Genomic DNA, 19,017 nt, shown 5'->3' with positions numbered 1-19,017 from the left:
GGGTGAGCGACGTTGCGGCGGACGAACCCCAGGTTCTGACCGACGAGGCGATCCTCGAACGCTTCCGCGCGTCCAAGAACGCGCCCTCGGGCTCGCGCACCCTGGGCTTCCAGCTGCTGGCCGTGCGCCAGGCCGACCGCGAGGTCGAGGTGGGCTTCGAAGCCCGCGCCGACCTGTTGTGCAACCCGATGGGTCAGATCCAGGGCGGCTATGTCTGCGCCATGCTGGACGAGTGCATGTCGGTGGCCGGCATGATCAGTTCGGGCATGACCCATGTGGTGCCGACGCTGGAGATGAAGACCAGCTTCCTGCGTCCCGCCCTCCCCGGCGCGCTGCGCGGGGTGGGGCGCGTGGTCAAGTGGGGCAAGACCGTCTGTTTCACCGAGGGCGAGCTCTATGACGGCGAAGGCCGGCTGCTGGCCAAGGCGTCCGGCACGGCCATCCCGACGCCGTTCGCCCGGTTCAAGAAATAGGGGCGGGCGATGCGGAACGTGGCGGGCATTATTGTCGGCGTTCTCCTTCTCAGCCTGACGTCGTTCGCCCGGGCCGAGGCCCCGTTCTACCGCTGGTCGGCCGTGGTTGTGGCCGGCGACTGGCGCGCCCATTCCGGCGGCTCCACCGAGGCCTTCGACAATGCCCGGCGGGATGTCGCCCTGACGCTCACCGACCTCGGCTTTGATCCCGCTGCGGTGCGACAGTTCTCGACACGCCCCCACCGCTATCCCGCCATCGCACCGGGCCCTTCGGACGCGCGCTCGATCCACGCCAGCCTCAAGCAGAGCGCTCAGAGCGCCAGGGCCGGCTGCCTGTTCTACATCAGCTCGCACGGCAGCCCCGACGGCGCCCTGCTGGGCGATGTTATCCTGCCGCCGCAGCTTTTGGCGGCCATGATCGAGGACGCCTGCCCCGAGCGCCCCAGCGTCGTGGTGATCTCGGCCTGCTTCTCGGGCGTGTTCATTCCGGCGCTGAAGAAGCCCGACCGCATGATCCTGACCGCCGCCCGCCGCGACCGCGCCTCGTTCGGTTGCGGCGAGAGTGACAAGTATCCGTTCTTCGACGACTGCTTCCTGTCGTCCGCGCGCCAGGCCCGCGACTTCGTCGCCCTGGGTTCAGCGGTGAAGACCTGCGTGGAGCGCAAGGAGGTCGAGGTCGGAGCCGAGCCCGCTTCCGAACCCCAGGTCTGGATCGGCCCGGCCCTGCGCCCGTTCCTGCCGCTCTATGCGTTCGCAAGGGCCAAACCGGCGGCGCCGTGAGAGCGTCCCCAGCAATAGACGCCAATAGAGCACGCCGCCCTTTGAACGCGGTGCGAGGCGCCCTAGAAGTCAGCTGAAGTCATTCAGCCTGAGGGGTCGGCCTTGACGTCGCGCTTTTCGTCCAGAGCCGCTCTCATCGCGGTCATGATCGGTTTCCTGGCGTCGGCGAGTTTCGCCCAGGCCCAGGATGTTGCACCGGCGCCGCCATCCGAACCCGCCGCGACCGTGGCCGTCGAGGGCCCCAGGCCCTATGCCAGCCAGCAACGCCGCGCCCGGCCGCGCCCCGTTTCGCCCCGGCGGGCCGAAGCCGCGCCGGTGATCGCACCGTCCGCGCGCATCGCCCTGCCCGTCGCGGGCGTGACGCCCCTGCCGGCGGCCGAACTTGAGGCCTTTGTGGACGGCCTGATCCGCCGCAGCATGATCGAGGACCATATCGCCGGCGTGACCATCGCCGTCGTCCAGAACGGCCAGGTCGTGCTGAAGAAGGGCTATGGCGTCGCCAGCCTCAAGGAACGCCGCGCCGTCGATCCCGACAAGACCCTGTTCCGCATCGCCTCGATCTCCAAGACGTTCACCTGGATCGCCCTGATGAACGAGATCGAGGCCGGTCGCATGCGGCTGGACGGCCCGGTCAATCTCTACCTGCCCGAACCGCTGCAGGTGCGTGGCAAGGACAAGGCCCCGGTTCTGCTTCGCCACCTGATGACCCACACGCCCGGGTTCGAGGATCGCGCCCTGGGGCAGCTGTTCGAGCAGGACTGGAAGCGCGTGCGGCCCCTGAACGAGTATCTGCGCCAGGAACGTCCGCGTCGCGTGCGAGAGCCGGGCGCCCTTCCGGCCTATTCCAACTATGGCGTGGCCCTGGCCGGCGCCGCCGTGGCCAATGTCACCGGCAAGCCCTTCGAGCAACTGGTGGCCGAAGAGATCATCTTCCCGGCCGGCATGACCCACACCACCTTCCGTGACGCCCGCCCGTGGCGCGACGACCTGCCCGCGCCGATGACCGCGGCCCTGGCCGCCGAGCGCTCGGCGGGCTTCCGCTGGACCCAGCTGGGCTGGCGAGAGCAGCCGCCGGAATTGACCGGCCAGGTGGCCCCCGCCGGCGGCGGCTCGTCAACCGCAGCGGACATGAGCCGCTATATGATGCTGCTGCTGGGCAACGGAACGCTCGACGGCAAAACCATCTATTCGCCGCGCACCGCCCAGGCCTTCCGCACACTCATGTACCAGCCCGCTCCGGAAGCGGCCGGCTGGAACGCTGGGTTTCAGGATATCGCCTTGCCCGGCGGCCGGCGCGGCTATGGTCACAACGGGGCGACCCTGTGGTTCTTCTCCAACATGGTCGTGGTCCCCGACCTTGGCCTGGGCGTGTTCATCGCCGTGAACACGGATACGGGCGCCGACCTGCCGTCGGTCGTGCCGACCGCGATCATCGAGCGGTTCTACGCGCCGCCGCCCGCCGTGCCGACCCTGCGCCCCCTCAGCTCGGACGCGGCCCGGATCTATGAAGGCGACTATCTGGGCACGCGCCGGGCCTATGGCGGCCTTGAAGGCTTCATCGGCCGCATCACTCAGCGGGCCGAAGTGCGGGTCACCCCCGACGGACAGCTCGCCGTGCTCAGCGACGGCCGCTCAACGCTGTGGAACGCCACAGAAAAGCCTGGCGTGTTCCAGGCCAGCGACAGCGCCAAGACCCTCGTCTTCGAAACCGTCGGTGGGCGCGGGAGCCGGTTCTACCCGTCTCCCGGCTTCTCGGCCTTCGAGCGGATCACCTTTCCCATGGGCGCGGGTTTGCTGATCTGGATCGTCGCGCTCTCGGCGTTCGCCGCCATCGCCACCCTGGCGGGCGTGTTCATGCGCGACCGTCGCGAGACTCGCCAGACCCCGACCCAGACCCGGGCCAACCTGCTCCAGACCACCCAGGCAACCCTGTGGCTGATCGCCCTGAGTTGCGTGGGGGTGTTCGCCGCCAATTCGGGCGACATCGCCTGGGTGTTCTATGGCTGGCCCAGCGGCTGGCTGGTGACCGCCTCAGCGTGTACGCTGGTCGCCAGTGTCCTGACCGTCGTCACCCTGGTCATGGCCCCCGTGGTCTGGCGCGGCGGACGCCGGGTCGATAGCTGGACCACCCTGCGCAAACTGGCCTTCACCTACACAGCCCTGCTCTATGCGGTGCTCGGCGTACTGCTGATGCTCTGGAACTTCCTGCTGCCCGTGAAGGGCTGATTCCGGGTCTGAACCGGCGTTGAAATTGCACCGTTCTCCCACAGCACAGCCTTGGGAGGGGAAGACGTGTCAAAGCAGGACGGTTTGGTGTTTGGCGGCGCGGGCCTGGGGGCCTGGCTGGCGGCGACGGCGTTCTACGCCGCATTCGGGGGCGACGTTTTGGAGAGCGCCTTCTGGTTCTACGCGATCAACGCCTTCGCGGCGGCGGCCTTCGTGACCTTCGTGTTCCATGCCGCAGCGCGCCTGCGTCACATCAAGCGCGGCAAGCGCATGCTGCCGATGCTGACCTTCGCCGCGCCGGGCCTGATGGCCAGCGCCGTGGTGATCGGCCAGTTCGAGGCGCTGATGCCTGGCGCCGACCCGGTCAGCCTGGGCCGCTATGGCGCCTTTCTGATGGTGCTGTTCACGGCCCTGGCCGCTTCAGCCTTCGAGCGTGCGCCGCAAAAGGCCTGACGCGCGCTTGCGCACCAGGATGATGATCCGTTCGCGATCCCCCGGCCGGCGCTCGACCAGCAGCCGGCCGACCTGGGCGTCGTCGTGAAAGGCGTAGCCCTTGATCGAGTCCAGCAGGGCCTTGGCCAGGTTGTCCAGATCCATCCACGGCGGCTCGCCGACATATTCCATGAAGATGTCGACCTCGAACTCGCCCCAGGCCGGCCGCGCGCCGCGCCAGACCTTGCGGAAAAACTCGTAGATCAGCGGCTTGTAGTACTTGCCCTGGGTGGTGAGGCCGTCGACCTCAAGGGTCAGTTCGCCATCCGCCTCGCGGGCGCGCACCTTGCCGTGTTGGGTCCAACCGTCGTTCATCAGCGCCTCATAAGGCCTTCCGGCTTTGCAGTCTCCCTCGCCATTGGCTAAACCCGCGCCAACAGAACGCGAGGGATCCGCTCCATGACCGCCACCCGCATCGAGACCGACACCTTCGGCCCCATCGAAGTCGCTGCTGACCGCTACTGGGGCGCCCAAGCCCAGCGCAGCCTCGGCAACTTCAAGATCGGCTGGGAAAAGCAGCCCCTGCCGATCGTGCGGGCGCTCGGGATCGTCAAGCGCGCCGCCGCAGAGGCCAATCTGGCCCTGGGCAAGCTGGATCCGAAGATCGCCGAGACCATCGTGGCCGCCGCCAATGAAGTGATCGACGGCAAACTGAACGATCACTTCCCGCTGGTGGTCTGGCAGACCGGCTCGGGCACCCAGTCGAACATGAACGCCAACGAGGTGATCTCCAACCGCGCCATCGAGATGCTGGGCGGCGAGATGGGCAGCAAGAAGCCCGTCCACCCCAACGACCACGTCAATATGAGCCAGTCGTCGAACGACACCTTCCCGACGGCCATGCACATCGCCTGCGCCGAGCAGGTGGTCCACGACCTGATCCCGGCACTGAAGCACCTCCACAAGGCCCTGGCCGCCAAGGCCGCCGAGTGGAAGGACATCATCAAGATCGGCCGCACCCACACCCAGGACGCCACGCCCCTGACGCTTGGCCAGGAGTTCGGCGGCTACGCCCAGCAGATCGAGAACGGCATCGCCCGTATCGAGATGACCCTGCCGATGCTGATGCAACTGGCCCAGGGCGGCACCGCCGTCGGCACTGGGCTCAACGCCCCCGTCGGCTTTGCCGAACTGGTGGCCGAGAAGATCGCCGGCGTGACGGGCCTGGCCTTCACCACCGCCCCCAACAAGTTCGAGGCCCTGGCCGCCCACGACGCCATGGTCTTCACCCACGGCGCCATCAACACCGTCGCCGCGTCGCTGTTCAAGATCGCCAACGACATCCGCTTCCTGGGCTCGGGCCCGCGCGCGGGCCTGGGCGAACTGGCCCTGCCGGAGAACGAGCCGGGCTCGTCGATCATGCCGGGCAAGGTCAACCCGACCCAGTCCGAAGCCCTGACCCAGGTCTGCGCCCAGGTGTTCGGCAACCACTCGACCCTGACCTTCGCCGGCAGCCAGGGCCATTTCGAGCTGAACGTCTTCAACCCGGTGATGGCCTACAATTTCCTGCAGTCGGTGCGCCTGGTCGCCGATGCGGCGATCAGCTTCACCGACAACTGCGTCGTCGGCATCGAGCCGCGCGTCGACAACATCAGGAAGGGCGTCGAGAACTCGCTGATGCTGGTCACCGCCCTGAACGGCAAGCTGGGCTACGACGCCTGCGCCAAGATCGCCAAGACCGCGCACAAGAACGGCACCACCCTGCGCGAGGAGGCGGTCGGCGGCGGCTATCTGACCAACGAAGAATTTGATCAGTATGTTCGGCCGGAGAACATGATCTCGCCGGGGTGATTCGATGCAGTATTTTTTCGTCACGGGCAGCCCGAAGTCAGGCACCACCTGGCTTCAGAAGACCCTGGACGGTCACCCCGAGGTGGTTTGCTCTGGCGAAGGCGCTTTCATGGAGCGCATCGCCAAGCCCATCGTCGAGATGCGCGAAGAGTACAACAAGCATCAGGTGCTGGTTGCTGAACGGGTCTATGGGCACCGCAGCTACTATGAGCCCCTGAGCATGGCGAGCATCGGCCCCGCCGTGCGCGACATCATCGTGTCACTGATGAGCCAGCGTGCTTACGAGGGCGTGCTGGCCATCGGCGACAAGACCCCGCGCCACAACTTCTTCCTGTTCGGCCTGGACAGCCTTTTCCCGAACGCGAAGTTCATCAATATCGTCCGCCATCCCTATGATGTCGCGGTAAGCAAGCTGTTCCACGCTTCCCGCGCCGGCCACCAAGATGCTCTGCAAGCAGAGTCCGCCGCGCGTGCGCCCCTGGTTGAGCAGGCCGCTAAGGACTGGGCGGTGGCGCAGCAGCGTGTCGCGGAATTCCGGCAGAAACACCCCGGTCGCATCATCGAGGTGAAGTACGAGGACCTGCTCGAGCACCCTATTGAGGAGGCTACAAGGCTGTTCGCCCACCTAGACGTTCGCACCGATCACGAGGCGGTCTCGACCGCTGTCGAGGCGGCCTCGTTCGAGAAGCTGAGCGGCGGCCGTAGCCGTGGAGCGGAAGACACCAGTTCCTTCTTTCGCAAAGGCATTGCCGGTGACTGGAAGAACCAGCTTGAGCCGGCCCTGACCCAGTTGGTGGACAGGCACTGCCTGCCGCTCATGCAACGCTATGGCTATGAGACGGCCGAGGCCGCCGCAAAGAAGTAGCGTCCTGCAGGTCTCTGCCTCGCAGACCGGGGCCCACGGCCGATAGCCGGGGTTGCAATACTGGCCAACCATGCGATCTTGAGTAGAACATATCAGGAACGCACGGATGGCCGCACTCGATCGCCCCTACTGGATAGAAGCGCTGATCCAGCCCCGCGAGGGCTGGGACGCCGGCGTCTATCCCTTCAACCTGCCGGTGCTGCGGGGTCTCGACAGGATCGCTTTTCACCCGCGCGTCACCTTCCTGGTCGGCGAGAACGGCTCGGGAAAATCGACGCTGATCGAGGCCCTGGCGGTGGCCTGGGGCTTCAACGCAGAGGGTGGATCGCGGAATTTCAATTTCAGCAGCCGCGCGTCGCACTCTGACTTGCACAGCCATATCCGCCCCGTGCGTTCGGTCATCCGGCCGCACGACGGCTACTTCCTGCGCGCCGAAAGCTTTTTCAACGTCCAGACGCAGATCGAAGCCCTCGACCGGGACCCCACCCTGGGTGGCCCCTCCATCGCCAGCGCCTATGGCAAGCGGCCTCTTCACGAGCAATCCCACGGCGAGGCCTTCTTCGCCCTGTTCGAGAACCGTTTTCGTGGCGACGGGCTCTACATCCTCGACGAGCCTGAAGCCGCCCTGTCGCCCAGCCGGCAGCTGTCGTTCCTGGCCAAGCTGCACCAGTTGGTGCTGGCGCGTTCGCAGCTGATCATCGCCACACATTCGCCGATCATCCTCGGCTATCCCGACGCCTGGATCTACGAGACCTCCGAACGCGGCCTGGAGCGGGTGGAGTACGAAGACCTCGACCACGTCACGGTGACCCGCAGCTTCCTCAACCGCCGCCAGACCTTCCTGGACGTGCTGCTGTCGGAGGATGAAGAGGAATGATAATCTCCCGTCCCATGGACGCCCCAGAACGCGATGACGGCATCGATCCGGAACTGCTGGCCCAGGCCCGGCGATTGGGGATTTCCGTGGCGGGCCTCAGCGAAACCCAGCTTCGCCTGCACCTGCAGAAGGTCGATCCCACTGGCGCCGAGGACCGCGCCCGGCGCTGGGCGGCGGAGAATGCTGAAGCGATCAAAGAGCACAATGAGCGCATTGCTCAGCGCGGCTTGATCTCAGACCACTTCAGACGGTGGTAGGTTGCGGCAGTTCGACGCCTACCTGAATCCCTCGCCGGAGAGCCGTAAGGTGGCGCCCTTCCTGGTGGTGCTGTCCTCGCATCATCTGCATGAGCTCGATGAGGTCGTGGTCGCGCCCGCCGTGAACGACGCCAAGCGCCAGGTCAGCGGTCTGGAGATCGGGGTCGAAATAGACGGGCAACCGCTGATGCTGGTTGTCAGCGAGCTCTTCAGCCTGACCGCAAGCTTGCTGCGAAGCAGGGCGACCAATCTGCTGACCCACGAAGACGAAATCCGCCGCGCCCTCGACCGCCTGTTCACCGGCTTCTGACGCCTACCGCCGAACCTCCACCACCTCGCGGCCGATCGGGGCCAGGGCGATGATCGCCAGCTGGAAGTCCTTGATGGCGAAGGGGATGCCGACAATGGTCACGGCCTCGGCGGCGGCGATCATCAGGTGGCTGAGCGCAATGTACCAGCCGCCCAGGATGAACCAGATCACATTCAGCACGAAGCCCAGAGGGCCGGTGCCCAGGTCGCCCCGGCCGCTGACGATCTCGCGGCTGACGATCTCCTTGCCGAACGGCCAGAAGGCGAAACCGGCGATGCGCCAGGCCGCGCCGGTATAGGGCAGGCCGACGATGGTGATGGCCAGCAGGGCGCCGCCCAGCAGCCACAGCAGGCCGGAAAGCCAGCCGCCGAGGACGAACCAGAGGATGTTGAGGATCAGTCGGATCACGAAGACGGCTCCCAGCCCATAAACCCAGACCCTAGAGGTGGGGCGTATCGCGAGACTTGTCGAGAACAAGGCGCGCGCGTTACGGCGAATTCACCCCCTGCCCCAAACGAGGGGACTGTGGCCAAGGGGTCAAAATCGGATAGGTACCTGCAAGCACAGGGCGCCGGGGCAGACCCGCGCCGCCGACGAGGACGATCATGGGCCTGTTCCGCAAGAAGCGTCGACCGATCGAACTGCCGGCCGGCGTGGCCCCGACCCTGATGGAAGTGAAGTTCCGCGGCTGTACGTTCTGGATGCCGGAGCACTGGGTGATCACCCGCCAGCTGGACGACGGCAAGGACTACGAGCCCTGGGTGCTCGACTACTTCCTCAAGATCCTCAAGCCCGGCATGACGGTGCTGGACGTCGGGGCCAGCTGGGGCGCCTTCGCGCTTCCCGCGGCCAAGGCGGTGGGGACCACGGGCAAGGTCATCGCGGTGGAGATGAGCGCCGGCAACGGCCGCGTGCTGCTGGAAAGCGCCAAGGCCAGCGGCGTCACCAACATGCAGCTGCTGCTGGTGGGCGTCTCCGACCGCCTTGGGACCGAATATCTGCGTCGCCAGACGGTGCACAACAACTTCCAGATGGAGCCGCCCATCGACGGCATTCCCGAAAACCTGGACGCCTTCGACATCGCCCCCGTCGTGCCGCTGGACCTGCTGCGCGCCGACTTCGGCAAGGTCGATGTGCTGAAGATCGACATCGAAGGGATGGAGTATCGCGCCTTCATGGGCGCCAGGGCCCTGATGGCCGAGCAGAAGCCCATCACCTTCCTGGAATACTCACCGCGCTTCCAGAGCGAGATCTCGGGCGCCGATGGCGCGGCCCTGCTGACCTTCTTCCTGGACCTCGGCTATGGCGTCGAGATCCTGCACCGCAAGAAGAAGCGCGAACGGGTGGCCGGTGGTGACGCCGCCCAGGTCATCGCCAAGGTCGACGCGGCCTGGACCCGGCATGTCGAGGACGACAGGGGCACGCACCTGGACCTCTGCCTGACGGCTATTTGATCAGCTGCCACCCGCGGACCCAGCGGCCCTTGGTGATCTGGCCCAGGGCCAGCAGATAGATGCCCGCATAGATCACCGTGCCCAGGCCCAGCAGCGCCCAGGTCCACGGACCGGGCATGTGCAGGGTCGGGGCGGTCGTCACCCAGTCATGGCGGGGCGAGGTCAGTTCCAACCAGAGCCCGCCAACCCAGGCGGCGGCGAACAGGGCCACGATCGGATAGCGCAGGATCGGACTGCGCTGGACCAGCAGCCAGGTCTGGATCAGGGCCACGACCAGACCGGCCGCCAGGCCTGCCAGCCAGGGCAACCAGGGCCCGGGAACCAGACGCGCGGCCCGCAGGGCGGCCCAGCCGGGCGCCCATAGCACCGGTCCCAGCATCAGCACGATCAGGACGAAGCCGACCAGCACGCCTACCCCGCCGCCGATCACCTTGCCGGCCGCCTCGCCGGCCTCCTGGGCCCGCACATTGGGGTCGCCGCTCGGATTTGCGGCCGAGGTGGCGATGATGGTGTCCAGACGCGGCAGGCGCTCGCCCGGGGCGGCGCGGGGCAGTCCGAGATGGAGAGGCTTCCGCCGGGCCATCAGGCTCTCCGGCTGACCGCGAAGTCGGCGAGGCTTTCCAGCGCCGTGCGCCACTCATTGGCCGGGAACATCGCCAGGGCCAACTTGGCCTTGTCGGCATAGTCGGCGGCCAGGTCCAGGGTCGCGTCCAGGGCGCCGGAGCCGATGATCAGTTCGCGGGCGCGGCGGAAGTCGGCTTCGGTCTGCTCGCGACGGCCGATGGCCCGCTCCCAGAACTCAGCTTCGCGCGGGCCCGAGCGGGCTATGGCCAGCAGCAGCGGCAAGGTGGCCTTGCCTTCGCGGAAGTCGTCGCCGGCGTTCTTGCCCAGGGTTTCGGTCGCGCCGCCATAGTCGAGGGCGTCGTCGGCGAGCTGGAACGCCAGGCCGAGGTTCAGGCCATAGGCGCGCAGGGCGTCGGAACGGGTCTTGTCGACCCCGGCCGACACCGCGCCGGCCTCGGAAGCGGCGGCAAACAATTCGGCGGTCTTGGCGGCGATGATGTCGAGATAGATTGTCTGCGAGAGATTGAGGTCGTGGCTGCGCATCAATTGCAGCACTTCGCCCTCGGCGATCACCCGGCTGGCGCGGGCCAGGATCTCCAGCGCCTTCATCGAGTTGGTCTCGACCATCAGTTCAAAGGCGCGAGCAAACAGAAAGTCGCCCACCAGCACGCTTTGGGCTGCGCCCCAGATCAGGTGGGCCGCGACCTTGCCGCGCCGCAGGTGGCTGCCGTCCACCACGTCGTCATGCAGCAGGGTGGCGGTATGGATGAACTCGACCGAAGCGGCCAGCTTCAGGCAGGCGTCGTTGTCCGAGCCGGCCAGACGCGCAGCGGCCACGGTCAGCAGCGGACGCAGGCGCTTGCCGCCGGCGGCGATCAGGTGCTCGGCCAGCGCCGGGATCAGGGGCACGTCGCTCTGCATGCGTTCGGTGATCAGGCGGTCGACCCCGCCCATGTCGGCGGACGCCAGACGCACCAGTCGATCCACCGATCCCGGCTCTCGGGCGAGGGTCGCTGCAACTGCGTCCAAGACTATACTCTCCTTGACCGACACCCCTTTGACCGTTGTCGAGGGGCGATCGGGCTCACATCCGTCCCCAGCAGGATCAGCCGTTGCGAGGGACAATGGTGGCGGGATAGGTCAGGGTCAAGGCAAGCACAAGGCTTGATGCGTTGGACGACACTCAGCTGACCGAAGATAGCGTGCTGAACGGCCGTGTTCGCCTCCGCCAGAAGGTCGGCGGATACCGGGCGGGCATGGATGCGGCGCTGCTGGCGGCCGCCTGCGACGCCCTTTCCAGCGACCGCGTGCTTGAGGCCGGCTGCGGCGTCGGCGGGGCGCTGCTGGCGGCTGCGACTCGCCGGCCGGGCGCCCGATTCCATGGCGTGGAGCGCGATCCGGACGCCGCCGGCCTGGCGCGAGGCAATGTGGCGCTCAACGATCTGGCCGATCGGGTCGAGATCAGCACCGGCGACATCGAAGCCGGCTTTCGCGCCCTGGACCTGCCCGTCTTCGACGCGGTGATCAGCAATCCGCCGTTTTTCGATGATCCTGGCGCGCTGCGGGCCCCTTCCCCGGCCAAGTCAGGAGCCTGGATGGCCGACGGCGGGCTGGCGGCCTGGACGGGCTTCCTGCTCAAGGCCGTGCGCGAGGGCGGCAGCATTACCATCATCCACCGCGCCGACCGTCTGGCCGACATCCTGGCCCTGCTGGCGCCCAAGGCGGGCTCGTTCAGGATCCGCCCGATCCAGCCCTTCGCCGACGCTCCGGCCAAGCGGGTGATCGTGCGGGCGATCAAGACCGGCAAGGCGCCGCTGGTGCTTTTGCCGGCGCTGGTGCTGCACGAGCGGGATGGTGGACAGCACTCGGCGGCGGCGGAGGCGATTCTGCGCGGGGAAGCGGATCTGGGGTGGTGACTTGCCCCCTCCGCGCCTGCGGCGCTCCTCCCCCGGAGGGGGAAGATGAGATCGGCGCGGCTTCGTCTTCCCCCTACGGGGGAGGACGACCGCGAAGCGGTCAGGAGGGGGCCAGTAGCCCGCCCTACTCCGCGTAGAGCCTCAGCGCCTCGAGACACAGCTCCAGCCCGGTCAGATCATGCAGCGGATCGCTGGTGACGATCACGAACAGGCGCCGCGCCTCGGCCCACAGCATCACCGTCTCGGGCAGGCCATAGTCCTCGACCCCGCAGCCGTCGCCGTCGCGCCAGACGCCGGCCTCGTCGCGCTGGGCGCCGACGAACGATTCGACCCGGTCGACATATTCGGCCTGGGATTCGTCGGGCACGTTCAGATAGGCGAAGATCGGCCGACCCAGCCCCGCCAGCACCCCTGTCTCGAACGCGGCGCCAGGATCGGCAGAGGGTCCGCGCCAGGGGGTCAGATTCACCACCCCGGCGTCGGCCTGACGCAATCGCGCCATGCGGGCGGCGTAGAGTTCGCGCGCTTCAAGCTCGGAGCCGTTCTCCGCGCTCTGGGGCGCGGGATCGGGAGTCAGGCCCGTAAAGCCAGCGTCGATGCAATGGGCCCGCTGGCGGGCCGCCTGGGCCGCGGAATCGGGGAGCCAGACATCGGGGCCGGCCAGCCATATGGAACGCACGGGACGCATGGATCTTAGAGCTTGGTCCCGGGGGTTCCTGTCAATCACTGTTAAGGGGCGCGATGCCGCAAATCCTTCGAAGAACCCTGCTGACCGCGCCCCTCGTCCTCGCGGCCGGCCGGGCCCACGCGGCGCCGATCGCGCGCTGGCAGGCCTATGACCGCAGGCTGCGCCAGGGCCTGTCCGACGCGGCGGGCGGCGACTTCGACGACGGGTTCGAGGACACCCTGCTGGACCTCAACAATCTCATCCGCGAGCGCCAGGGCGTGGCCGGACTTCGGCCCGACCGGGGTCTGATCCTGGCCGCACGCGCCCACGCCGCCGACATGGCGGTCAGCGGTGTCTTCGACCACGTCACCTCCGACGACTTCAGCGCCGCAGGGCGGGTCGGCCTGCTGGCCCGCGACCTGATCGGCGCGCCGGGCGAGAACATCGCCATGCGCCGCAACGCCGCCGGCCCCGTCCAGCCTGACCAGATCATGAACCAGTGGCGGACCAGCCCCGGCCACCGGGCCAATCTGGTGGCGAGCGGCTTCACCCATGTGGGCTATGGCGTCCTGCGCCAGGGGCCGCGCGTGATCGCGGTGGGCGCCTATGCCGAGGTCAGCGCCAGGCTGGCGCGCCCGGCGCCGCTGCGCGTCCGCTCATCCGACGAGATCGCCGCCGCTCTATCGGGCGCCACCCCGGCCATTAGCCAGTTCTCGGTTTCAGAGCCCGGCGGCGATGTCCTGACCACGACCTCTATCGAGGGGCGTCCGCCATCGGTCCTGCCGCCCGGGGCCTGGCAGCTGCGCCCGCACCTGTCCTCGGGCGAGCACCGCTACCAGGTGGCCTGGGGGCCGGTGTTCTTTCTGGGCTGACCCTATTGCGCGATCGCCAAGGCCTCGATGCGGATGGCGACGCTGTCACCGATCGCGCCGGCGCCCGTGGTGCTGCCAAAGGTCTTGCGGCTGATCGCGCCGGTGATGGTGAAACCGGCCTGCTTCTTCTGATTGTTGGGCGCCGTGCCGATCTTGTTGAGCTTGACCTCAAGGGTGGCCGGCTGGGTCACGCCCATGATGGTCATGTCGCCGGTGACCTTGGCGGTGTCGGGTCCGGTCTTTTCCACCTTGGTCGACTTGAAGGTCATGGTCGGGAAGGCCGGAGCGTTCAGCCAGCGCGCGGCCTTCAGGTGTTCATCCCGGGCCGTATTGGCTGACAGCAGGCTGTCGACCTGAACCGTGGCCTCTACGCGCGACTTCTCGGGCGCGGCTTCGTCAAGCCATACGGTGCCCTCGGTTTTGGCGAACAGCCCGATCACTGAATTGAAGCCAAACCGGTCGATGACGAACATCGTCTCGGTATGGGCCTCGTCCAGCTTGTAGGCGACCTCGGCGGCGAAGGTCGGTGCGGCGGCGGCCGACAGCGCGGCTCCGGCGATCATGGCGGCGAGCAGGCGTTTCATGGAGCGTCTCCTTCGTCATTCCCAAGCGGAACCGGCGCGGACTGTTCATCGCCCCGAAGCGTCGCGCAAGCCGGAAACGGAGCCCTCGGCCTCGGCCGAGGGCTTCCCGCGCGTCAGACGCCGGCGTCCAGTTCGACCAGCAGGACGTCCAGCTGCGCGAACTGCTCGGGCAGGCCGGCGGCCGAGCCCTGGAGGGCCTCGTCGCAGGCTTCCTTGTCGGGATAGAGCTCGGACAGCACCAGCAGCGTCTTGCCGCCCTGCTCCTCGAACGTGACGGTCGTCACCGCGCCCGCATCGCCGCTTTCCTCGTTGGTCCAGACAATGCGCGAGGGCGGTATCACCTCGATGTAGCGCCCGAAGAAGGCCATGGAGTTGGCGGCGTCCAGCCCGAACTCCAAGCGGTACCCGCCCCCGGTTCGGACATCCATCCCGCAGGCCCGCAGGGGAACGCCCAGCGACTTGGGAACCCACCAGCGCTGGAACAGCTCCGGGCGGCTCCACGCCTCGAACACGATGCGCGCCGGGGCGTCGAACATGCGCGTGACGACCAGCTCCCGGTCCGACGTCCGCTCCACCGCCGTGTGGCGCCTCTGGGGAGCACTGCTATTTCCGTCCATCCACGTCCTCCTTCAGTTTCAGGTCCTCAACGATCTCGTCCAGCGCGTCGAAGCGAAGCGCCCAGCGTCGGCGGTACCGCTCGATCCACGCCGCCTCGTCCTCCAGCCCGCCCAGACCCAGCCGGCAGGTCCGCACGCGACCGATCTTCTCCGTCTCCACCAGCCCCACCTGCTCCAGCAGACTGACGTGCTTCTTCATGCCGGTGAGGGTCATGTCGAACCGCTCGGCGAGATCGGTGATCGAGGCCTCCCCCCGCCCAAGTTGCTCCAGAACGCCGCGACGGGTGGCGTCCGAAAGCGCGGCGAAGGCGGCGTCGAGGCGGGCGGCTTTATATTGAACCATATGGTTTAGTATTGAGTGTCGATGGCCAACCCGCAAGCCCAAAATGAAAAAGCCCCCGGCCGGGGGCGGCCGAGGGCTCTGACACGATCCTTGGAGAGGGACCTTAGTTCTTGGCTTGGTCCACCAGCTTGTTCTTGGCGATCCACGGCATCATGCCCCGCAGGCGCGCGCCGACTTCTTCGATCTGATGCTCGCCCGCGCGGCGGCGGGTGGCCTTGAACGAGGGTTGGCCGACCTGGTTTTCCAGCATGAAATCGCGAACGAACTTGCCCGACTGGATGTCTTCCAAGACCCGCTTCATCTCGGCCTTGGTCTCGGCGGTGACGATGCGCGGGCCGGTGACATATTCGCCGTACTCGGCCGTGTTGCTGATCGAGTAGTTCATGTTGGCGATGCCGCCTTCATAGATCAGGTCGACGATCAGCTTCAGTTCGTGCAGGCACTCGAAATAGGCCATTTCCGGCGCGTAGCCGGCTTCGACCAGCACTTCGAAGCCGCAACGGATCAGTTCCACCGTGCCGCCGCACAGGACGGCCTGCTCGCCGAACAGGTCGGTTTCGCACTCTTCGCGGAAGTTGGTCTCGATGATGCCCGAGCGACCGCCACCGATGGCCGAGGCATAGGCCAGGCCCAGGTCGTGGGCGTTGCCGGTAGCGTTGTGGTGCACCGCGATCAGGCAGGGCACGCCGCCGCCCTTTTGATACTCGCCGCGCACGGTGTGGCCCGGGCCCTTGGGGGCGACCATCAGGACGTCGATGGTGTCCTTGGGCTCGATCAGGCCGAAGTGCACGTTCAGGCCGTGGGCGAACAGCAGGGCCGCGCCGTCACGGATGTTGGGGGCGATCTCTTCGTTGTAGATCGCGCGCTGATGCTCATCCGGGGCCAGGATCATGATCAGGTCGGCCCAGGCGGCAGCCTCGGCGACGGTCATGACCTTCAGGCCTTCGCCTTCGGCCTTCTTGGCGGTGGGCGAGCCGGCGCGCAGGGCGACGGCGACGTTCTTGGCGCCCGAATCCCGGAGGTTGAGAGCGTGCGCGTGACCTTGCGAACCATAGCCTACGATCGCGATCTTCTTGTCGAGAATGCGGGCGAGGTCGGCGTCGCGATCATAATAGACGCGCATGATTTATTCTCCAGACTGGTCAATCAGGGCCGCCTCGCGCAACGGCGAAGCGACAAAGGCCGGGCGTTTGAGCGTTTTTTTGCCGTTTCGTCAAGGCGACGACGACAGAACGTTGTGACGCAAATACCTCTGCGGTGAGGTTTTAGCCGCTTGGGCATTGTTTGCCCATGATGAGGATTTCCAGAGACGCGCGGATGAAGGTCAAGAGCCGCGTCACGCGCCCGATAGGACCACGCCGCACAACGGTTGAGCGCGCGCCTTGCGACCTGCGGCATTGTGACTATAATTATGGTCATTCTTGGAGGTCCTATGAGCACCTACAGCGTAGCCGATGCCAAGAGTGGCCTTCCGCGACTGATCGACCGCGCCCTTGAAGGGGAAGAGGTGATCATCTCGCGGCATGGAAAGCCCGTCGCCGAATTGCGCCCCGTGGCCCCCGCCTCGCGCGGAACACCATCGGCGACCTATGCCTGGCTGCAAGCGCGCCGTCAGGCTCGCAAGCCCGTCGGCTTGAGCTCGGTGGAACTGCTCAACCAACTCTATGAGGACCCGGACGCTTGAGCGTCTATCTCGACGCCAGCGTCATACTGCCGACCTTGATTCAGGAGGCCGCCAGCACGGTCGTCGACGCGTTCATCGGCAACCTTGAGGATGACCTGATCATCAGCGAGTTTGCCGCCGCCGAAGTCGCCTCGGCCTTGTCGCGGCTCGTGCGAACAGGCCTGCTGGATCAGGATGACGCCAGTCGTCGGCTAAGCGACTTTGACGCCTGGCGCGCCGCCAGCGCTCATGATCTGGACCTTCAGGCCTCAGATGTGCGCCTGGCCAATGTTTTCGTCCGGCGCTTCGACCTGATGCTTCGCGCGCCCGACGCGCTGCACGCCGCCGCCTGCCGCCGGGAGGATCATCTGCTGGTGACCCTGGACAAACGCCTGGCGCTCGCGGCGCTGGAACTGGGCGTCAGAACACAGTTGCTGGCCGTCGGCTAAGGTCGCGACCAGACTTCTGGGCAAGGTCCATGGTCGGCCGACCACCATTGGCATCGCAGACGAAAAAGCCCGGGCCGATCCGGCCCGGGCTTCTATTTTTGTAAGCGCGCGACCTACCAGAACAGGTCGTAATAGACGCTCAGCACCTGGCCGGACCAGACGTCGACCAGGATGGCGTTGTCGCCGACCCGGACCCATTCGCAGCCAATGGGCGGGCTGGGCAGGCCATAGCGGTACCAGTCCAGATAGTACGAGGTCGAATACCAGCCGCCCGGCAGATAGTCGCCGAACGACCAGCTATGGACGTACCAGCCGCGCGGCGCGCGATAGGCGCCGGCCCGGTAGCGTTGCGAGGCCTGGAAGCTGGGCCGATAGCGGCGCTGGTCATAGTGCGAGCGGCCATTGTCGCGGTCGCGATAGTGCCCGCCCTGCCCCGGCCGGCCACGGTCGTAACCGCCCCGGCCGTCGCGGCCTCTGTCGTCGCGGCCGCGATCCCAGCCGCCGTTGCGGTCCTGACCGCCACGGTTCCAGTCCTGGCCGCCGCGATTGTCACCGCCACCGGGCCGGCCCTGGTCGCCGCGCCCCTGATCGGGACGGCCCTGGTCGCCACGACCCTGGCCCCGATCCTCGCCGCCACGATCCGGGCGACCGCCACGGTCGCCGCGATTCCAGTCTGGCCGGCCGCCCGGCTGTTGCGCCTGCGGCGGGGTCGAAGCCTGCGGGGGCGTCGGCGCCTGGGGCGCGGGGCGAGCGCCGCCGCCGCCGTTCCAGTCGGGCCGACCGCCACCGCGGTCGCCGCGGTCGCCGCGGTCGCCACGGTCGCCGCGCGGCTGGCCCTGTTCCTGACCGCCCTGGCGTTCGCCGCCTTGACGGCCACCACCACGGTCGCCGCCACCGCGATCACCGCGCGGGCCGTCCTGCCGCTGTTCGCGCTGGGCGACCACCGCCGCAGCGGACCCGGCTTCCGCCGCCGCGCCGCCCAACAGCGACAAGACCATGGCGGTCGAGATCAGACGCTTCATTTCGTGCTCCAAGGGGCCTTGTGCGCGGCCCCGGCTTTGTCCCTTGATAGCAACATCGGCTGTCGCGGATGAACCGCGTTTGAACGGATATCCCAGGACTTCAGATGCCCGCTCACCCCATGGATGTTATCGGCTTCTGGCGTTCGGCCGGTCCCAGAAAATGGTTCGCCAAGGACGCCGCGTTTGATTCCATGATCGCCCTGAGGTTCGAGCAAACCCACTATAGAGCCGCCCAGCGCCGTTACGACACATGGGCGCAGAGCCCCGAAGGCGCACTGGCCCTCCTGATCCTGCTGGACCAGTTCCCGCGCAATCTCTACCGCAACACCGCCCACGCCTTCGCCACCGATCCCCTGGCCCGCATGTTCGCCCGCGCTGCGCTGGCCGACGGTCACGATCAGGCCGTCGAGGCGCAACTGCGGCCGTTCTTCTACCTGCCGTTCGAGCATTCCGAATCCCTGGCCGACCAGGAATTGAGCGTCGAGCTGTGCGCCGCCCTACAGGCCGACAGCGGCGACGAGAACACCATCAAGTGGGCGCTGGAGCATCGGGACATCATCGCCCGCTTCGGCCGCTTCCCCCACCGCAACGCCGCCCTGGGCCGCGAGACGACACCCGAGGAGCAGGCGTTTCTGGATGAGGGCGGATTCGCGGGGTGAATCACGTCCCTCTCGTGGGGATGTGAGGCTGGGCTTGCAGGGCGATCGGAGGCGGCGGCGATGGCCCCCAGCGAGCAACAAAAAAGGCCCCGGATCGCTCCGGGGCCTTTGAAGTATCTCTTCGAGGTCGAGGCTT

Annotated in this window: 25 protein-coding genes; 15 read left to right on the top strand and 10 right to left on the bottom strand. The window is 67.2% G+C overall.

The annotated features are described in order from the left end of the window. Window positions 1-2 precede the first annotated feature (2 nt). The 4 genes from ACW176_RS12195 to ACW176_RS12180 all read left to right on the top strand — a co-directional run bounded on the left by ACW176_RS12195 (window position 3) and on the right by ACW176_RS12180 (window position 3,932). Window positions 3-473 carry a PaaI family thioesterase gene (locus ACW176_RS12195; RefSeq protein ID WP_419317636.1) on the top strand — a complete coding sequence of 157 codons (471 nt, stop codon included), beginning with the start codon at window positions 3-5 and terminating at the stop codon, window positions 471-473. A 9-nt stretch (window positions 474-482) separates the two neighbouring features. Then, a complete protein-coding gene (locus ACW176_RS12190; protein WP_492057761.1) occupies window positions 483-1,253 on the top strand; it encodes a C13 family peptidase in 771 nt (256 codons plus the stop codon). A gap of 102 nt (window positions 1,254-1,355) precedes the next feature. Continuing rightward, the gene (locus ACW176_RS12185) at window positions 1,356-3,479 is read left to right on the top strand and encodes a serine hydrolase domain-containing protein (protein ID WP_492109321.1); all 2,124 of its coding nucleotides are present in this window, start codon (window positions 1,356-1,358) and stop codon (window positions 3,477-3,479) included. A gap of 66 nt (window positions 3,480-3,545) precedes the next feature. After that, window positions 3,546-3,932, top strand: a complete 387-nt coding sequence (locus ACW176_RS12180; RefSeq protein WP_492109320.1) for a hypothetical protein — start codon at window positions 3,546-3,548, stop codon at window positions 3,930-3,932. Here ACW176_RS12180 and ACW176_RS12175 read toward each other — a convergent pair. Beyond that, the gene (locus ACW176_RS12175) at window positions 3,900-4,286 is read right to left on the bottom strand and encodes a RusA family crossover junction endodeoxyribonuclease (protein ID WP_492109319.1); all 387 of its coding nucleotides are present in this window, start codon (window positions 4,284-4,286) and stop codon (window positions 3,900-3,902) included. The two genes, ACW176_RS12180 and ACW176_RS12175, sit on opposite strands and share 33 nt — an antisense overlap. 84 nt (window positions 4,287-4,370) lie before the next feature. Here ACW176_RS12175 and fumC point away from each other — a divergent pair, with 84 nt between their 5' ends. The 5 genes from fumC to ACW176_RS12150 all read left to right on the top strand — a co-directional run bounded on the left by fumC (window position 4,371) and on the right by ACW176_RS12150 (window position 8,071). Then, window positions 4,371-5,762 carry a class II fumarate hydratase gene (gene fumC, locus ACW176_RS12170; protein WP_492109318.1) on the top strand — a complete coding sequence of 464 codons (1,392 nt, stop codon included), beginning with the start codon at window positions 4,371-4,373 and terminating at the stop codon, window positions 5,760-5,762. Window positions 5,763-5,766: 4 nt separating this feature from the next. After that, complete coding sequence (locus ACW176_RS12165) at window positions 5,767-6,627, top strand: sulfotransferase family protein (protein ID WP_492109317.1); 861 nt, start codon at window positions 5,767-5,769, stop codon at window positions 6,625-6,627. A 106-nt stretch (window positions 6,628-6,733) separates the two neighbouring features. Continuing rightward, window positions 6,734-7,504: an AAA family ATPase gene (locus ACW176_RS12160; protein WP_492109316.1), complete on the top strand. Its 771-nt coding sequence runs from the start codon at window positions 6,734-6,736 to the stop codon at window positions 7,502-7,504. 14 nt (window positions 7,505-7,518) lie between these two features. Beyond that, window positions 7,519-7,761, top strand: a complete 243-nt coding sequence (locus ACW176_RS12155) for a type II toxin-antitoxin system CcdA family antitoxin (protein ID WP_492109315.1) — start codon at window positions 7,519-7,521, stop codon at window positions 7,759-7,761. A gap of 1 nt (window position 7,762) precedes the next feature. Next, window positions 7,763-8,071, top strand: coding sequence for a CcdB family protein (locus ACW176_RS12150; RefSeq protein WP_492109314.1), 309 nt, complete (start codon window positions 7,763-7,765; stop codon window positions 8,069-8,071). 3 nt (window positions 8,072-8,074) lie between these two features. Here the strand turns inward: ACW176_RS12150 and ACW176_RS12145 are convergent, their stop codons facing one another. After that, on the bottom strand, window positions 8,075-8,479 hold the full coding sequence (locus tag ACW176_RS12145; protein ID WP_419317646.1) for a YccF domain-containing protein: 405 nt from the start codon (window positions 8,477-8,479) through the stop codon (window positions 8,075-8,077). 197 nt (window positions 8,480-8,676) lie between these two features. Between ACW176_RS12145 and ACW176_RS12140 the strand changes: the two genes are divergently transcribed. Next, window positions 8,677-9,525 carry an FkbM family methyltransferase gene (locus ACW176_RS12140; RefSeq protein WP_492109313.1) on the top strand — a complete coding sequence of 283 codons (849 nt, stop codon included), beginning with the start codon at window positions 8,677-8,679 and terminating at the stop codon, window positions 9,523-9,525. Here ACW176_RS12140 and ACW176_RS12135 read toward each other — a convergent pair. Beyond that, window positions 9,518-10,108 (bottom strand): hypothetical protein, encoded by a 591-nt coding sequence (locus ACW176_RS12135; RefSeq protein WP_492109312.1) that lies wholly within the window; start codon window positions 10,106-10,108, stop codon window positions 9,518-9,520. The two genes, ACW176_RS12140 and ACW176_RS12135, sit on opposite strands and share 8 nt — an antisense overlap. Further along, window positions 10,108-11,118, bottom strand: a complete 1,011-nt coding sequence (locus ACW176_RS12130) for a polyprenyl synthetase family protein (RefSeq protein WP_492109311.1) — start codon at window positions 11,116-11,118, stop codon at window positions 10,108-10,110. Before ACW176_RS12130 ends, ACW176_RS12135 begins: the two co-directional genes overlap by 1 nt. A gap of 227 nt (window positions 11,119-11,345) precedes the next feature. Between ACW176_RS12130 and ACW176_RS12125 the strand changes: the two genes are divergently transcribed. Beyond that, window positions 11,346-12,005, top strand: coding sequence for a tRNA1(Val) (adenine(37)-N6)-methyltransferase (locus ACW176_RS12125; RefSeq protein WP_492111923.1), 660 nt, complete (start codon window positions 11,346-11,348; stop codon window positions 12,003-12,005). Between the two features lie 124 nt (window positions 12,006-12,129). Here the strand turns inward: ACW176_RS12125 and ACW176_RS12120 are convergent, their stop codons facing one another. Next, window positions 12,130-12,693: a nucleoside 2-deoxyribosyltransferase gene (locus ACW176_RS12120; protein WP_492109310.1), complete on the bottom strand. Its 564-nt coding sequence runs from the start codon at window positions 12,691-12,693 to the stop codon at window positions 12,130-12,132. A 53-nt stretch (window positions 12,694-12,746) separates the two neighbouring features. Between ACW176_RS12120 and ACW176_RS12115 the strand changes: the two genes are divergently transcribed. Next, window positions 12,747-13,544: a CAP domain-containing protein gene (locus tag ACW176_RS12115; protein WP_492109309.1), complete on the top strand. Its 798-nt coding sequence runs from the start codon at window positions 12,747-12,749 to the stop codon at window positions 13,542-13,544. Between the two features lie 2 nt (window positions 13,545-13,546). On the opposite strand, the gene ACW176_RS12110 is transcribed toward ACW176_RS12115, so the two are convergent. From ACW176_RS12110 to ilvC, 4 genes are all read right to left on the bottom strand, one after another. Then, window positions 13,547-14,128: a YceI family protein gene (locus ACW176_RS12110; protein ID WP_492109308.1), complete on the bottom strand. Its 582-nt coding sequence runs from the start codon at window positions 14,126-14,128 to the stop codon at window positions 13,547-13,549. Between the two features lie 113 nt (window positions 14,129-14,241). Then, on the bottom strand, window positions 14,242-14,745 hold the full coding sequence (locus ACW176_RS12105) for an SRPBCC family protein (protein WP_492109307.1): 504 nt from the start codon (window positions 14,743-14,745) through the stop codon (window positions 14,242-14,244). Beyond that, window positions 14,732-15,088 (bottom strand): ArsR/SmtB family transcription factor, encoded by a 357-nt coding sequence (locus ACW176_RS12100; protein ID WP_492109306.1) that lies wholly within the window; start codon window positions 15,086-15,088, stop codon window positions 14,732-14,734. The genes ACW176_RS12105 and ACW176_RS12100 overlap by 14 nt, the downstream gene beginning before the upstream one ends. A gap of 103 nt (window positions 15,089-15,191) precedes the next feature. Then, the gene (ilvC, locus tag ACW176_RS12095; RefSeq protein ID WP_419317653.1) at window positions 15,192-16,211 is read right to left on the bottom strand and encodes a ketol-acid reductoisomerase; all 1,020 of its coding nucleotides are present in this window, start codon (window positions 16,209-16,211) and stop codon (window positions 15,192-15,194) included. A 309-nt stretch (window positions 16,212-16,520) separates the two neighbouring features. Between ilvC and ACW176_RS12090 the strand changes: the two genes are divergently transcribed. After that, on the top strand, window positions 16,521-16,772 hold the full coding sequence (locus tag ACW176_RS12090) for a type II toxin-antitoxin system Phd/YefM family antitoxin (protein WP_419317654.1): 252 nt from the start codon (window positions 16,521-16,523) through the stop codon (window positions 16,770-16,772). Continuing rightward, a complete protein-coding gene (locus ACW176_RS12085; protein ID WP_492109305.1) occupies window positions 16,769-17,200 on the top strand; it encodes a type II toxin-antitoxin system VapC family toxin in 432 nt (143 codons plus the stop codon). Before ACW176_RS12090 ends, ACW176_RS12085 begins: the two co-directional genes overlap by 4 nt. 113 nt (window positions 17,201-17,313) lie before the next feature. Here ACW176_RS12085 and ACW176_RS12080 read toward each other — a convergent pair whose 3' ends face one another. Next, entirely contained in the window at window positions 17,314-18,222 is a 909-nt protein-coding gene (locus ACW176_RS12080) for an RcnB family protein (RefSeq protein ID WP_492109304.1), read from the bottom strand. 104 nt (window positions 18,223-18,326) lie between these two features. On the opposite strand from ACW176_RS12080, the gene ACW176_RS12075 reads away from it, so the two are divergent. Then, window positions 18,327-18,881, top strand: coding sequence for a DUF924 family protein (locus ACW176_RS12075; RefSeq protein ID WP_492109303.1), 555 nt, complete (start codon window positions 18,327-18,329; stop codon window positions 18,879-18,881). Window positions 18,882-19,017: the final 136 nt, after the last annotated feature.

Source organism: Caulobacter sp. FV1ye13L, from assembly GCF_058681155.1.
The sequence above is the reverse complement of the archived record's forward strand: the minus strand, read 5'-3'. Positions and strand labels throughout refer to the sequence as shown.

What these genes read in the sequence shown, in the direction of transcription:
- ACW176_RS12155 (WP_492109315.1), top strand. Translation starts at nt 7,519, where the DNA reads ATGGACGCCCCAGAACGCGATGACGGCATCGATCCGGAACTGCTGGCC.
- ACW176_RS12125 (WP_492111923.1), top strand. Translation starts at nt 11,346, where the DNA reads ATGGATGCGGCGCTGCTGGCGGCCGCCTGCGACGCCCTTTCCAGCGAC.
- ilvC (WP_419317653.1), bottom strand. Translation starts at nt 16,211, where the DNA reads ATGCGCGTCTATTATGATCGCGACGCCGACCTCGCCCGCATTCTCGAC.
- ACW176_RS12105 (WP_492109307.1), bottom strand. Translation starts at nt 14,745, where the DNA reads ATGGACGGAAATAGCAGTGCTCCCCAGAGGCGCCACACGGCGGTGGAG.
- ACW176_RS12190 (WP_492057761.1), top strand. Translation starts at nt 483, where the DNA reads ATGCGGAACGTGGCGGGCATTATTGTCGGCGTTCTCCTTCTCAGCCTG.
- ACW176_RS12100 (WP_492109306.1), bottom strand. Translation starts at nt 15,088, where the DNA reads ATGGTTCAATATAAAGCCGCCCGCCTCGACGCCGCCTTCGCCGCGCTT.
- ACW176_RS12175 (WP_492109319.1), bottom strand. Translation starts at nt 4,286, where the DNA reads ATGAACGACGGTTGGACCCAACACGGCAAGGTGCGCGCCCGCGAGGCG.
- ACW176_RS12135 (WP_492109312.1), bottom strand. Translation starts at nt 10,108, where the DNA reads ATGGCCCGGCGGAAGCCTCTCCATCTCGGACTGCCCCGCGCCGCCCCG.
- ACW176_RS12165 (WP_492109317.1), top strand. Translation starts at nt 5,767, where the DNA reads ATGCAGTATTTTTTCGTCACGGGCAGCCCGAAGTCAGGCACCACCTGG.
- ACW176_RS12110 (WP_492109308.1), bottom strand. Translation starts at nt 14,128, where the DNA reads ATGAAACGCCTGCTCGCCGCCATGATCGCCGGAGCCGCGCTGTCGGCC.
- ACW176_RS12120 (WP_492109310.1), bottom strand. Translation starts at nt 12,693, where the DNA reads ATGCGTCCCGTGCGTTCCATATGGCTGGCCGGCCCCGATGTCTGGCTC.
- ACW176_RS12115 (WP_492109309.1), top strand. Translation starts at nt 12,747, where the DNA reads ATGCCGCAAATCCTTCGAAGAACCCTGCTGACCGCGCCCCTCGTCCTC.
- ACW176_RS12140 (WP_492109313.1), top strand. Translation starts at nt 8,677, where the DNA reads ATGGGCCTGTTCCGCAAGAAGCGTCGACCGATCGAACTGCCGGCCGGC.
- ACW176_RS12160 (WP_492109316.1), top strand. Translation starts at nt 6,734, where the DNA reads ATGGCCGCACTCGATCGCCCCTACTGGATAGAAGCGCTGATCCAGCCC.
- ACW176_RS12075 (WP_492109303.1), top strand. Translation starts at nt 18,327, where the DNA reads ATGCCCGCTCACCCCATGGATGTTATCGGCTTCTGGCGTTCGGCCGGT.
- ACW176_RS12080 (WP_492109304.1), bottom strand. Translation starts at nt 18,222, where the DNA reads ATGAAGCGTCTGATCTCGACCGCCATGGTCTTGTCGCTGTTGGGCGGC.
- fumC (WP_492109318.1), top strand. Translation starts at nt 4,371, where the DNA reads ATGACCGCCACCCGCATCGAGACCGACACCTTCGGCCCCATCGAAGTC.
- ACW176_RS12090 (WP_419317654.1), top strand. Translation starts at nt 16,521, where the DNA reads ATGAGCACCTACAGCGTAGCCGATGCCAAGAGTGGCCTTCCGCGACTG.